The 14,376-nt window shown below is 42.9% G+C and carries 13 protein-coding genes; all 13 read right to left on the bottom strand.

The genetic code is table 11. The annotated features are described in order from the left end of the window. Positions 1–13: 13 nt before the first annotated feature. Complete coding sequence (locus CVD23_RS17065; RefSeq protein WP_101578197.1) at positions 14–1,420, bottom strand: replication initiation and membrane attachment family protein; 1,407 nt, start codon at positions 1,418–1,420, stop codon at positions 14–16. 138 nt (positions 1,421–1,558) lie between these two features. Beyond that, positions 1,559–2,020: a transcriptional regulator NrdR gene (gene nrdR, locus CVD23_RS17060; protein ID WP_101578168.1), complete on the bottom strand. Its 462-nt coding sequence runs from the start codon at positions 2,018–2,020 to the stop codon at positions 1,559–1,561. A gap of 84 nt (positions 2,021–2,104) precedes the next feature. Then, positions 2,105–2,506 (bottom strand): hypothetical protein, encoded by a 402-nt coding sequence (locus CVD23_RS17055; protein WP_101578167.1) that lies wholly within the window; start codon positions 2,504–2,506, stop codon positions 2,105–2,107. Positions 2,507–2,608: 102 nt separating this feature from the next. Then, complete coding sequence (gene speD, locus CVD23_RS17050; RefSeq protein ID WP_101578166.1) at positions 2,609–2,989, bottom strand: adenosylmethionine decarboxylase; 381 nt, start codon at positions 2,987–2,989, stop codon at positions 2,609–2,611. 305 nt (positions 2,990–3,294) lie between these two features. Continuing rightward, positions 3,295–4,329 carry a glyceraldehyde-3-phosphate dehydrogenase gene (locus CVD23_RS17045; RefSeq protein ID WP_101578165.1) on the bottom strand — a complete coding sequence of 345 codons (1,035 nt, stop codon included), beginning with the start codon at positions 4,327–4,329 and terminating at the stop codon, positions 3,295–3,297. A gap of 175 nt (positions 4,330–4,504) precedes the next feature. Then, positions 4,505–5,107, bottom strand: coding sequence for a dephospho-CoA kinase (gene coaE, locus CVD23_RS17040; protein WP_101578164.1), 603 nt, complete (start codon positions 5,105–5,107; stop codon positions 4,505–4,507). Between the two features lie 21 nt (positions 5,108–5,128). Then, complete coding sequence (gene ytaF, locus CVD23_RS17035; protein ID WP_101578163.1) at positions 5,129–5,764, bottom strand: sporulation membrane protein YtaF; 636 nt, start codon at positions 5,762–5,764, stop codon at positions 5,129–5,131. A 106-nt stretch (positions 5,765–5,870) separates the two neighbouring features. Next, a complete protein-coding gene (gene mutM / locus CVD23_RS17030) occupies positions 5,871–6,695 on the bottom strand; it encodes a DNA-formamidopyrimidine glycosylase (RefSeq protein ID WP_101578162.1) in 825 nt (274 codons plus the stop codon). Between the two features lie 23 nt (positions 6,696–6,718). Beyond that, positions 6,719–9,352, bottom strand: coding sequence for a DNA polymerase I (polA, locus tag CVD23_RS17025; protein ID WP_101666661.1), 2,634 nt, complete (start codon positions 9,350–9,352; stop codon positions 6,719–6,721). Between the two features lie 190 nt (positions 9,353–9,542). Next, the gene (gene hflC / locus CVD23_RS17020) at positions 9,543–10,478 is read right to left on the bottom strand and encodes a protease modulator HflC (RefSeq protein WP_101578160.1); all 936 of its coding nucleotides are present in this window, start codon (positions 10,476–10,478) and stop codon (positions 9,543–9,545) included. Beyond that, entirely contained in the window at positions 10,471–11,448 is a 978-nt protein-coding gene (gene hflK, locus CVD23_RS17015; protein ID WP_101578196.1) for an FtsH protease activity modulator HflK, read from the bottom strand. The genes hflC and hflK overlap by 8 nt, the downstream gene beginning before the upstream one ends. A 254-nt stretch (positions 11,449–11,702) precedes the next feature. Then, positions 11,703–13,469 (bottom strand): two-component system histidine kinase PnpS, encoded by a 1,767-nt coding sequence (gene pnpS, locus CVD23_RS17010; protein ID WP_101578159.1) that lies wholly within the window; start codon positions 13,467–13,469, stop codon positions 11,703–11,705. Next, positions 13,466–14,182 (bottom strand): response regulator transcription factor, encoded by a 717-nt coding sequence (locus CVD23_RS17005; RefSeq protein ID WP_101666660.1) that lies wholly within the window; start codon positions 14,180–14,182, stop codon positions 13,466–13,468. The genes pnpS and CVD23_RS17005 overlap by 4 nt, the downstream gene beginning before the upstream one ends. Between the last annotated feature and the right edge of the window lie 194 nt (positions 14,183–14,376).

Here is a 14,376-nt window from a genome sequence, read left to right as displayed (position 1 = left end):
ATTTGTTCACCACCTATGTCCTCAGCTTTTTCAGCTTCTCTTCAAGTGCACGTTTTTTTTCTTCAAAGTTCGGAATAATTGCCGGTTCTTCTTTTGCTGCAGACGGACTATCATTTTCCTTAAACCAATCAGGCAATTGTTCCGTCCGGATTGGCTTGCGCCTTGTCTGGGTTCCCTGGCCGGCGGTTTTTTTACCATCAGCCCATTCCAGATACTGACGGTGTTCGCTGATTGCCAGCTCCATTGCTTCTTTTACGGTCTTTATTTTCTTCCTTGCCCAGTGGCTGGCAATTTTCTCGATGTAACCCTTTGTCAGCTTCATATTTGTTTTAAGAAGCACATATTGAATGAGCACATTCGTGACACCGGGAAGAAGTTTTTGTTGAAACATTACTTCTTCAATAATTTGCAAGTCGGTTTTCGTTGGTTCAGCCCCGCCGGAAATATCCTTTAACAACTTGCGGGGGGAAGTCGTTTCAAGATAGTGGACGAGCTGCTCCTCTTGCGTTTTCGGTTCAGCACTTGCTGTCATATGAACAACAGGCTGGTGGCGGTCAACAAGTGACGGCAGCTTGTCCTGATGTTCAAACTGGTACCAATCCCGCGCTGCCTTGCGCAATTCTTCAATATCAATTTCATCTTCCGCCGTTACAGCGCTGAGAATAATGCTTTTCATTTGAATCGGATCGATTCCATACAGAAACGACAGGTTGCTGATCGCTTCTTTCACTTTTTTGTTCAAAGCTTTTTTAGGTACTAACGATTCCTGCAATCCAGCAGTCAACAATTCAAAATTGAAAGACTCTGTATCTATTTGAATCCCGGTTTGTTCTGCTCTGCCTATAAAAGCCTGGCCATTGTCGGCGCTGAGGCTCCTCGCAGTTTCCTCATCAAGCTGCAGGGAAGCTATTGATGCAGAGGCATAGACATCCTGAAAAGCCCTTGTAATATTCTTATATTCTTCATGGGCAGGAAGCTTTTGGTCACTGAAAACCCTTTTTAAACGCGCAAACTGATTTTTGCCGATTTTTCTATATAAATAGATATTGAGCATGCCATCGAGGAAGAATTGTTCCGGATTCAAAGGGGGCTGAAGCTCGTATATAAATTCCCGGCTGTCATTTGCAGACCGTATATAGCTTTTGAGCAAGCCGATCCCTTCAAGCTTCAGCCTCGCTTCATAAATGTCCTTGAGGCCCATCCCCATAATCGTCATTAATCCATGATGGGACTGGGACTCTGACCAGATCCGATTTTCTTCGAGCTCACCCCAAAAAGTCAGGTACAGACTGAAGCACGCAGAACCGATGAGCGGCTGGTATAAAAATGTTAACACTTTTCGGTCGAAGTCATGAAGCAGGCCATTTGCCCTTACAACATAACGGTCAACCGGTAAAAGCTCTTGCCAATGCTGGACCATAACCTTCAACCCTTCAAAAATAATATCAAAGTAGATTCCAAGAATCCCGGCTAAAAGAAAGCTGGAGACCGGATCCAATCAATTTCAATGTCTTGAACTTATAAGCTTAAAAAAGAGCTAAAGGGTTCCTTCAGCTCCTTATGACTGCTCGCGTTTGATCAATTCTTTTAATTCATCAATAAATACATTAATATCTTTAAATTGCCGATAAACTGAAGCAAACCGGACATAGGCCACCTCATCGACATCTGCAAGCCTGTCCATCACCATTTCACCGATCACTTCGCTCTTTATTTCCGAAACGCCCTGGCTTCGCAGCTCTTTTTCGACATCGTGGGCAATCTCCTCAAGCTGCTGGAGCTCGACCGGCCGCTTCTCACATGCCTTGATAAGCCCGCGCAGCATCTTTTCACGGCTGAATTCTTCTCGTGTTCCTTCTTTTTTTACAACAACAAGCGGAATTTCTTCCACTTTTTCAAATGTGGTAAACCGATAACCGCAAGCCTCACACTCCCGCCTTCTACGTATCGAGCGGCTGTCATCAACGGGCCGGGAATCCAAAACACGCGTGCTGTTATTTTGGCAGGAAGGACATTTCATAAAATCAGCTCCGAATTCTCCAATAATTTAATAATGGCTCTTACTAATATCTTATATAAAAGGAGTGGTCAGAACAAGTGCCACTTACTCGGCATGCTTTCCTGATCCGATATATGTAAACCTTTCGTCAAACTTTTTATAAAAAGAAAGCAGCTCGTTTTTTAGAGACCTGTGGAACCCGGCCAATGAGAATTTTTCGGTTGAAATATTCATATCAATCGCTGTTTCGTAAGGCTTTACCGTTATGATCGTCACGATCAAAAAGGCCGGGACATTCCCTTTCACTTCAACAGCGATTTCCCCATGTTCTTTGGCGACGCTTGTAACTCTGCAGTTGCTGTCATTTTTGAATATTTCTTCAGCTGCCTGGAACACTTGATTAAAGCTGCCCTTATAATATCGGGTCTTCAAGTCACTGTCGGGATGGTTCTCCTTCGTTTCGCATTGCTTGCTGTATCTCGTTCTGAGCGCGCGAAAAACTGACATCGTCATTCCCACCTTTAATTCGTTTTCTACTAGTTTACAATATTATTTCCGAAATTAAAAAAGAGGTGTATAAATTACACCCCTTGCCTGCGAATTTCCAGTTTATAGAGCTTTCGCTTGTGCTTGTTTTACTTGTACAGGACCCATCCCGCGAGGAATCTCGATATTCTCACGTGTTTGAGCACCTAACGCTTCTGCAATATAATCTGCAGCAATGTTAGGATCTAAATCACCACATGTATACACATCAATGCTGGCATATCCGTGTTCAGGGAAGCTGTGTATCGTTAAATGTGATTCAGAAATAATAACGACTCCGCTAACGCCCTGTGGTGCAAACTTATGAAATGCAACTTCGCGAATTTCAGCACCTGATTTTAATGCTGCGTCCACAAAAGTTTGCTCAATTAATTCCATATCATTCAATTTTTCAAAATCGCAACCCCATAGTTCTGAAATCACGTGACGACCCATTGTTTCCATATTCAATTTCCCCCTTAAGCTTTTTCGCTTCATTCATGAAATGACATTTACAGCGGCATCTTTTAACTACCACGGGGGAAAGTTAGTCCAAAGAGGTCCTAACCCTTTAAGTAGCTATCCGTACCATATTTCAAGAAGTTCACGAGGAATAGTATACTTTGTTTATATTTTTTTTGCAACATATCAATTTAAAAAATTCTCGATCGATATTTGCGAAACGATTGTCGCATTTTATGATACTCTGGGTAAAAAAAAATTCTATTAAAAAAGCTTGCCGCATAAACGGCAAGCTTTTTCCTTCTACTTTAATTGGCGACCTTAACCGCAGCTGTACTCATCATCTCCCGGGCCACAAATGTTGCAAGATCTACAACACGGCACGAATAGCCCCACTCATTATCATACCAGGCAAGAACCTTCACCTTGTTAGCACCGATTACAATCGTTGATAGGCCATCTATAATCGCTGAATGGGTATTCGTATTAAAGTCGATCGAGACAAGCGGTTCCTCAGTAAAGTCGAGAATTCCCTTTAAAGAACCGGTTGAAGCAGTAATGAAAGCATCATTTACCTCGTCCACCGTTACTTCCCGTTTTAAATCGACCACTAAATCAACGAGGGATACATTTGGTGTTGGAACGCGAAGCGCCATTCCATGCAGCTTTCCTTTTAATTGCGGCAGCACGAGTGATAAGGCTTTGGCTGCACCAGTTGATGTCGGGATGATCGATTGACCGCATGCCCGGGCACGGCGTAAATCTTTATGTGGATTATCGATATTTTTTTGATCGTTTGTATAAGCATGCACGGTTGTCATTAACCCGTTATCAATTCCAAACTTTTCATCGAGAACTTTAGCAACAGGCGCCAAACAGTTAGTCGTGCACGAGGCATTAGAAATGATATCGTGCTTATCAATATTTAATGCGCTTTCATTTACACCCATCACTATCGTGATATCTTCATTTTTCCCCGGAGCTGTTAAAATCACTTTCTTGGCACCTGCTTCAAGGTGCAGAGCGGCTTTGTCCCGTGAATTGAACTTACCTGTCGCCTCAATAACAATATCGATGTCCATTTCTTTCCATGGCAACTCAATTGGATCCCTGCTGCTCAATAATTTGACACGTTTTCCATTGACGTTTAGTGCATTTTCTTCCGGGAAAACATCGCCTTCAAATTTCCCATGATTCGTATCATATTTTATTAAATGGGCCAACGTTTCCGGCGGATAACTGGCATTGATGGCCACAATCTCAATGTTTTTTTCAAGAATGGCTTTTCTAAATACCATTCTTCCAATTCTTCCAAAACCGTTGATCGCAACTCTTGCCTTCATTTGACGGCTCCTTCCGCATTAGTGTTATACTTATTAAGCGATTTAACTGCTAATAGTATAACATATTGGATTGGATTTGTGATCTTTTTAATGCGGAATTTTAAAATGTTTTCCCAATCTGACAATCGTAATAACCTTTATTACACAACAAAGGAGAGGGAACATGCCCTCTCCTTTACTTTTTAAATCCCCAGCTTTTTAAAATTTGCATAAGCTGTTTTCTTGTTTCTTCAATTGTTCCATTGTTATTGATGACTGCATCGGCAAGCTTCACTTTTTCTTTTAATGGCATTTGCGCATTGATTCTTGCGAGCGCTTCTTGTTCCGAAAAAGAGTTTCGGTTCATCAGCCTCGCTAATTGGACATCCGGATCAGTATAGACGAGGAGCACCTTGTCAACGATGCTCGTTAATTTACTTTCTAATAAAAGCGGGATATCCATGACGATCAGCTGTTCCCCATTTTCGAGCGCTGTTTCCCTTTTCAAAGCCATCCGTTCGCGGACTGCCGGGTGAACGATACGATTTAAAACGAGGCGCTTTTCTTCATCATTAAAAATAATCTCTCCGAGCTTGCTGCGATTAATTTCGAGATCGGCAGCGAGGATATCAGCCCCAAAGTAATCGACAATTTCCTGATGAGCACGCTCGCCCCTTTTGACAGCCGCACGCGCTTCTGCATCCGCATCAATTACGGTTAATCCCATTTCTTTCAGCATGTTCGCAACCGTGCTTTTTCCGCTCGCAATACCGCCTGTTAATCCTGCAACAAGTGCCATGGCGTATTCCTTTCTATCGGTTCACATTTTCCAGATTCCGATCATAATAAGAAGAATTCCGGGAACAAACGAAAATTTTTGCAACCAACCGTAAGTTGAAAACATCGAACCTGTTCTCATGCCGATAAAAACAAACAAAGAACTCATAACCGCGACCGTAACGGCGAGGTATAGCGGCGAAAAACCTAGCATTGCCGCCCCCACCCCTGCCCCGAATGCATCAAAAGACAGTGCAAGCCCGAGCAGCACAGCTTCAATTCCGGTGATCGTTCCCGATTTGTCAAGATCAGCCGCCATCGGCTTACGCAAAATATTTACAGCCAGTCCCAACGATTTGATTTCAAAATTGACAATTGTTTTTTCTTCGAACGAACCATCCTTTGTTTTTGCCGGGCGGAATACTTGAAATAAAATCCACGCCCCCAATAATACAAAGATTAATCCTCCAATGCGATCCGCCGCAGCTGTCGATAGAAAAGCTACTAATATACGCCCTACAGCCATAGCAGCCATTAACGAAGCGGCCGAGCAACAGGCAATGATGATGATGGATTTAAACGGAATCCGCATTTTTCTGAGCCCATACGTAAAGCCAACACTAAAACTGTCAAGACTGACAGCAAACGCCAATAATAGAAGTGAGATCATCTGCGTCATTAGTAGAGCCCCTTCCTGTCAATCGCTACATTAGTATATGGAAGGAGCCCATCCAATGTGAAACGGCGGGCAGTGTCTTTAGTATTTGCTTTTTAATGGAGCACAGTTATTTTTGGCATTGCGGGCAATAATGCGTACCCCTGCCGCCAACAACAGTTTTCTCGAGAGGCAGGCCGCAATGTTTGCATGGTTCATCTTTTCGTCCATAGACAAACAGCTCTAATTGAAACATCCCCATTTCTCCCTGCGAATTCACATAAGAGCGAACCGTGCTTCCGCCTTTTTCAACGGCTTCTGTTAATGTCGCGATAATTTCTTTGTATAAGCTCTTGAGCTCTTCGTTTGTAAGTGAATTGGCAATCCGTTCCGGATAAATTCCGGCTCTGAACAATGCTTCATCGACATAAATATTCCCGAGACCAACGACGATCGATTGGTCAAGAAGGGCTGTTTTAATTTTTCTGTTTGTTTTCGCCAGCTTCTCACGCAAATGCTCGATTGTAAAAGCTTCATCAAAAGGCTCCGGGCCGAGCTGAAGAAGCGGCAGTGATAGGAATTCTTCGCCTTTTTTGAATAAATGCATCGTTCCAAACTTGCGGACATCCCTATATCGAAGTTCTGTGCCATCGGTAAAATGAAAAATGACATGGGTATGCTTATCCACATCGTCTCCTTTATTAAAAAGGGCGTAGCGTCCCTCCATTCGCAAATGGGAAACAAGTGCATAATCATTCGTATAAAAAATTAAAAATTTCCCCCGTCTGCCAATTTCGATGATACGCTGACCCTGAAGAGCATCCGCAAATTGCGCTGCCTCTTCAGGAAGTTTAATGATCTTTGGCCAAAACACTGACACGTATTCAATCTCTTTCTCCAGCACTAAATTTTTTAATGTTCTTCTGACTGTTTCAACCTCTGGAAGCTCCGGCATATTCTCTCTCCTTTGTCCGGACGTTATTTTGCATCAAACCAGGTTGGTCCATAAGAATAATCGACCTTAAGCGGAACCTTTAAATCTACCGCGTTTTCCATTACTTCCGGGACAATCTTCTTCAGCCGCTCGATTTCATCTTTTGGTGCTTCAAAAATTAATTCGTCATGGACCTGGAGAAGCAATCTCGTTTTCAGCCCCTCTTCTTTTAACCTGGCGGCCATGTCAATCATTGCTTTTTTAATAATGTCCGCCGCACTTCCCTGGATCGGGGTGTTCATCGCTGTCCGTTCCGCAAAGCTGCGCAAATTAAAGTTGCGGCTCGTAATTTCCGGAATATACCTTCTGCGCTGAAGCAAGGTTGAGACATACCCTTTTTGCTTTGCTTCCTTGACGATATCTTCCATATATTCTTTAACACCGGGATAGCTATCAAGGTAGCGTTCAATAAACAGCCCTGCTTCTTTCCGGCTAATCCCCAGACTTTGCGATAGACCGTAATCGCTGATTCCATAAACGATCCCGAAGTTGACTGCCTTTGCATGGCGGCGCATATTTCCTGTTACTTCGTCGGCGCTGACATGGAAAACCTGCATCGCGGTATTGGTATGAATATCAAGATCTTCCTGAAAGGCTTCGATCAATTTTTCATCACCGGAAATATGGGCAAGCACCCGCAGTTCGATTTGTGAATAATCTGCAGCGAATATAACCCAATCGGACTCCGATGGCACGAAAGCCTGCCTGATTTTCCTGCCTTCTTCAAGTCGGATCGGAATATTTTGCAGGTTAGGATCCGTTGAACTGAGCCTGCCTGTTTGCGTAAGCGCCTGGTTGAAGCGGGTATGAACCTTCTCTGTCCGCTGATCGACAACCTTTAACAACCCTTCAATATATGTAGACTGAAGTTTGCCAAGCTGGCGGTAGTGGAGAATATCCCTGACGATACTATGCTGATGCTCCAGTTTCTCCAGCACATCGGCCGAAGTTGAATAACCCGTTTTTGTTTTCTTAATCGCAGGCAGTCCAAGCTTTTCAAATAGAATGACACCGAGCTGCTTTGGTGAGTTTATGTTAAAAGCCTCGCCCGCATGTTCGTGGATACGTTCTTCTACTTCTTTTAGCCTGATCGTTAGTTCGTTGCCCATCGAGCGGAGTCTCTCAAGGTCAACCTTTACACCTTGCGACTCCATATCTGCAAGAATTAACGACAATGGCAGTTCCAAATCGGTGAACAGCTCATATTGCTGGTTATCCTTTAATTCCCCGGTTAATCTTTTTCCAAGAGCTGCCATCGCCACGGCTTTGCGAACCAAATGTTCGCCGAGTTTCTCTTCGGCTGGAATTTTCCGTTTGGCGCCTTTGCCGTAGAATGATTCGTCAGATTGGACATTTTTTATTCCGTAGCGATGAGCGATCGTGGCAATATCATCGATAGGCTCAGCCGGATTAATAATGTATGAGCCAAGCAAAATATCAAACGTAACACCCTTCAGGTGAATGTTATGATGGCGAAGCGAGACTTCAGAGCGTTTTGTATCATAGACCGTTTTCCGTTTGCTCTCATCTTCAGCCCATTTTTTAAAAGCTTCCGAGCGTAAAGCTGTTTCAGTCGAAAAAAAGTAGTTCCCTTTTTCACTGGCAACAGAAAAGCCGATGATGTCTGCATAATGATAATTGTCCTCGAGAACCTCTACATAAAAAGAGGTTTCATCTGCGAACATTCCGTCTGTCACTTCTTCAACTATGGTATATTCAATCTCCTCAAGCTTTGGATCGTCCGTTGCTTCCGTATCTGCACCGAGCTTGTCCAGCAACGAATTAAAACCAAGCTCTTTAAAGATTTTAATCACTTTTTCGCGCTGGTAGCCTTCATATTCAGCTTCAGAAGGCTTGATCGCAACTGGCGCTTCGGTCGTGATCGTAGCCAGTTCTTTACTCATTAATGCCTGGTCTTTGAATTCCTCGAGCTTTTCCTTCAACTTCTTCCCATTTACTTGGTCAATCGAGTTGAGCAGATTTTCAAGCGTCTCAAATTCCGCAAGAAGCTTGATCGCTGTTTTTTCGCCAATACCGGGAACGCCCGGAATATTATCGGAGCTATCACCCATTAACCCTTTCATATCAATGATTTGCGCTGGGGTAAGCCCGTATTTCTCTTTGATATGATCAGGGGTGTACGCTTCTATATCGGTGATTCCTTTGCGGGTAATGTTCACGGTCGTCCGTTCCGAGCTCAGCTGGGTCAAGTCTTTATCCCCGGATATGACTTTAACGGAATAGCCCTCTTTCTCAGCTTCCTTTGAAAGCGTGCCAATAATGTCATCGGCTTCATAGTTCTCAAGCTCATACGTTTTGATACTATACGCATCAAGCAGCTCGCGGATAAACGGAAACTGTTCCGATAGTTCCGGCGGCGTTTTCTGCCGTCCGCCTTTATATTCACTGAATGTTTGATGCCTGAACGTCGTTTTTCCCGCATCAAAGGCAACAAGGATATGTGAAGGTTTTTCATCCTCTAGAATTCTCATCAGCATCATCGTGAAGCCGTATACCGCATTCGTATGGATCCCTTTATCATTATTCAACAATGGCAATGCAAAAAATGCCCTGTAGGCAATGCTGTTCCCATCAATTAACACAAGTTTTTTTTTCACCGGAATTCCTCCTTATACCACCTAATCATCTATATTAAAAAAAGTGTCCCTGCACACAGGTCATCTTGTCAGGCGAGCTTCATTTCTATATGAAAAACCGCTATTTCCCTTCTTTATTCTATCATGAGTAGAATCAGAAAGGGAAATAACGGTCATGTGTGCATGATCCTAAAACAGACAATTACATTGTTTATTGTGTATTGCCAGTTAACAAGCTGGTATATGGAGAATCAGACGGGAGCACAACCACGGTTTCGCCGTTAATCGTTTTCTTGTACGATTCAAGTGTTCTAAACAATGAATAAAATTCCGGATCTTTTGAGAAGGATTGATTATACACCCTTGCCGCTTCCGACTCTCCTTCTGCACGAATCGTTTCTGCATCGGCCTGGGCTTTGGCAAGCATTTCTTTCACTTTCCTGTCTGTTTCTGCCTCAATCCGATTTTTTTCGGCGTCCCCCATTGAGAGATATTCCTGGGCAGTTGACTGGCGTTCGGAAATCATCCGGGTGTAAACTGATTGTTCATTCTCGCCCGGTAAATCCGTTCTCTTTATTCTTACGTCTGTAACGGTAATTCCATAATTCACATTGGCAAGCAGCTCATTGACTTTGTCGGTGACCCGGTCATTTAATGAACCGCGTGACGATTTTTCATCGTTAATGATCTCATCATAATTGAGCTGGCCAAGCTCTGTGCGAACAACTGAGTAGATGAACTCTTCCATCCTTGATTCCGCATTGATAACCGACCTGGCATTGGCAATCATTTTTTTCGGATCGCTAATTCTCCAGACCGCATAATTATCGATGAGCATTCTCTTTTTGTCTTTCGTATTGATTTCAGCCTCAGAGACATCGTATGTCATTTGGTGTTTTGGCAGGGTTGTAACACTTTGGACAAACGGGATTTTATAGTTTAAGCCCGGCTCGCTTTCAATCCTGACAACCTCACCAAACTGGCGGACAACCTTAAATTCGCCTTCCTTCACGATAAACAGGTTTGTAAAAATAAAGACTAAAACAAAGATAACAATGATCAAGAATATACCGGCTTTAATATAATTTCGCAATTGAAACCCGTTCGCAATCCTTTCCTTCATGCTAATCACTTTTTGATCAGTCATTATTCCCGCCCCCTTCCTGTTTCTTCTCGGCTTGAACCTTTGGCTGCTCTGTTTCAAGCGGTCGGATTGGGAAATACTTCATCGTGTTGCCATCATCATTCATAATATAGATCTCCGCTCCAGGCAAGACTTGCTCAAGCGTTTCGAGAACGAGGCGTTGTCTCGTGATATCCTGGTTATTTTGATATTGATCGTATAGCTTATCAAATACGGCTATTTCGCCGCGGGCCCGTTCAATCCGTTCAGTTTTATCGCCTGCAGCTCTTGAAAGCAAGGCATCTTTCTCACCTTCGGCTTCGTTCGTGCGCTGATTCTCATACTTTTTAGCTTCATTGATTTTTGTATTCATTGTTTCACGGGCACTTGTCACATCCGTAAACGCAGTGCGGACCTCTTTGTTTGGCAGTTCCACATCCTGCAGCTTCACACCTAAAACAGATATGCCAATATCATATTTTTCGATTAATGTCGCCAGCAGTTCCCTGACTTGCCCCTCAATTTCAGCTTTTCCCGATGTTAAGGCATCATCAATTTTCGAGCTTCCAATAATGCTTCTTAACGATGCAGACGTAGCATCATAGAGGATTTCTTGCGGATCTTCGGCATTATATAGATACTTGGAAGGGTCCGTAATTTTCCAATTGACAACCATGTCTGCCAATACGATATTTTCATCCCCTGTAATCATCTTTGTTTCATCCGGAAATTCTTTTATCTCTCCGTCTTTTTCTTCATAGCCAAATTGAAGGCTGAATGTTTCTTTCGATAGTTTTTCGACACTTTGAATCGGCCATGGCATCTTAAAATGCAGGCCTGGTTCGTCAATTCCTTCCTCAACTTTGCCAAATGTAAGAATAACCGCCTGGTCAGACTCATCAACTGTATACCAGGTAGTAAATGCAACAATACTTAACACAATGACAAGCAGAACAATGCCGGAAATCGTGTAAATTCTCTTCAGGCTCATCATTTTCCCCTGCTCCCTTCCAAATCTTTTCTCTTTTCTTTGTAATACGCGGAAAAAGACGAAAGGTTTCAAAAATAATTGGGAGCTGCGGATTTGTAAAGTATCCATAAATAGAAAAAGACGAAAGCGGGGTCTGCTTTCGTCTCTCTCACTTGGCTCCTTGGATGAAGGGGTTTTTCAAATATGATTGTAACAACCCAATGTTAAGAAAAATTAAACAATATGTTAAAGTACTGTAAACTTCATCCAATTGGCAATTATTTATTTAGGCTTTTTAAAAGTTCGATAGTGAATTCTGTCCCTTTTCCGACATTGCTCCTGACAAAGATGCTGCCTTTATGCGCTTCGATAAGGTGCTTAACAATCGCAAGACCGAGGCCAGTTCCCCCTGAATTTCGGCTTCTTGCTTTGTCAACCCGATAAAAGCGTTCAAAGATGCGCGGAATTTCTTCTTTCTTGATTCCAATTCCAGTATCCTTTATCTGCACCGTGACCGTTTCCTCTGCCTCCTTGACAGAAACGGTCACCGTACCACCCTCAGGAGTGTACGTGATCGAGTTATTGATAACATTGATAAACACTTGTTTCAATCGGTATTGATCCCCTTCAATCTCGAGCTCACCTTGATCAGCTTCGAGGTGCAAGTCAATATTCTTTTCCTTCGCTTCCCCCTCTAAAATCGCAAAGACTTCATGTAAAGTTGAGATAAGATCGAGCGGCTGAACATTTAAAACAAATCCCTCTTTCTCCGTTTTCGATAAGTCGAGTAAATCCTGAATCAGCGACTGGAGTCTGTCACTTTCTTTTAAAATAATATTCAAAAACGCTTCAAGCGTATCTCTTTCGTTCATGGCTCCGTCCAATAGCGTTTCTGAAAAACCCTTGATCGAAGTAATCGGTGTTTTTAGTTCATGCGAAACGTTGGCGACGAAATCCTTTCTCATTTGCTCGAGCTTTTTCAATTCAGTAATATCATGAAAAACAAGCAAAATCCCCTTCCAAACGTCATTCGTTCCGATGATCGGCGCTCCATACACCTCAAAGTGGCGCCTTTCAATTGACAGGGGAATGAGCATTTGCTTTTTCACTCTTTGCTCTGTCATAAAAATCTCTTCAACCAGCTTTGAAATTTCTTTATGTTCAATCACTTCGTAATAGAGCTGGTATAGATATTTGGAAGGATCCACATTAAATATCTCTTTGTACGTACGGTTAATCATGTTGACATAGCCGCGGCTGTCAATCAGAACCATGCCGCTGCCCATATTTTCAATTAATGTTGTCAGCCTGTCCTGCTGCATCTCCTGCGCTTTCATCATATCCTGAAGATTTCGGGCCAGCACATTAATGGAAGCACTGAGCATGCCGGTTTCATCAATATGGTCTTCATATGTGCGGGCTCGATAATTACCTTTCGCCAGCTCAATCGCAACATTGGTTGCCGCTTCGACCGGCTTCGTGTAGCGGGTCGTAATTCTAGTCCCGAGCAAAATAATCACAAAAAGGGAGATCCCAAGACTGACGATTAACAGCCACCATATTTGCGTATATGCGTTTTTCAGCTCACCCATTTTTGTGCTTAAAAACAGATAGCCCATCTTTTCCCCATCTTGCATGATTGGCTTCCAATAATAATGGACGTCATACTCCCGGCCCAATTCATAGCCTGCTTCTTCATCTGCGCTGTCCTCGACAATTTGGCGAATAATTTCGTCATGCCTTATCACTTTAGCATCATTTAGTTCTCCGCTGTCAAAAAGAATATCGCCTTGTAAATCAGCAAACGTCACGCGCGCATCAAGCATATCGGCAATTGACAGGAATCTTTCCTGATTGATTGCGGCAATTCCCCCAATATCCTCAATGTACATTGAGACAAGCTTGCTTTCTTTTTCGAGTCTTTCATTAAATGAGTTCAAGTAATAGTTTTTAAATAATTGTCCAAGCAAAAGACCCAGTCCAAGCAAAACAGCCATAATTAACGTAATAAGCGCAAAAAGGAGCCTCGTCCGAAATCTTGTCATTCTCCTTTAGGCTCCTCCAGTTTATACCCGAGTCCGCGTATCGTCTTGATATAGACGGGCTTTTTTGTATTTGGTTCAATTTTTTCGCGGAGATGGCTAATATGAACATCGACAATTCTTGTATCGCCGGCAAAATCATAATTCCAGACTGCGCTTAATAGCTGGTCCCGGGTTAACACTCTTCCCTTATGCCTGGCCAGGTACAACAGCAGTTCAAATTCCTTCGGTGTCAGTTCTATTTGCTCTTCGCCAAAATACGCTTCATAATGCTCTGGATATATTTTGATTTCCGCTATTTTAAGTGCGTCCGATTCTTCATGCTCGGTTTCTTTTGCTTCTAATTGGAACTGCGATCTTCTTAAAATCGCTTTAACCCTGGCGATCACTTCGCGCGGGCTGAAAGGCTTAGTCATATAATCATCTGCCCCTAATTCGAGGCCGAGGACTTTATCAAATTCATCATCCTTTGCCGTCAGCATTAAAATGGGCGTCAGCACCTTTTGCTGCCTTAGCTGTTTGCAAACTTCAATGCCATCAAGCTTCGGAAGCATTAAATCAAGAATAATCAGGTCGGGTTCTTCAAGCAGGGCAAGGTTTTTCCCTTCCTCACCATCCATAGCCGTAACAACCTTGAATCCAGACTGCTCCAAATTATATTGAAGCAATGTTACAATCGATTGTTCATCATCGACAACCAGCACTTTTTTGTCCATAAAAGCCTCCGATATAATTAAATTCCCCCATCAAGCCGTGAATCCAAGATCCATAAGCTTATTATAATATATTTTCAGCATGTAAGAGCAATTGATGTATCAAACTCAAATAAGTTACGATAAACTCGCCGGGGAATCGTGATTCAAGGGCGAGCAATCGAGCCCATTCTCCGGATATAAAAAATGAGATATGC

Source organism: Bacillus sp. V33-4 (genome assembly GCF_002860225.1).
Taxonomy (GTDB): Bacteria; Bacillota; Bacilli; order Bacillales; family Cytobacillaceae; genus Bacillus_BJ; species Bacillus_BJ canaveralius.
Note: the sequence above shows the minus strand (reverse complement) of the source record. Positions and strands in the feature narration are given on the sequence as shown.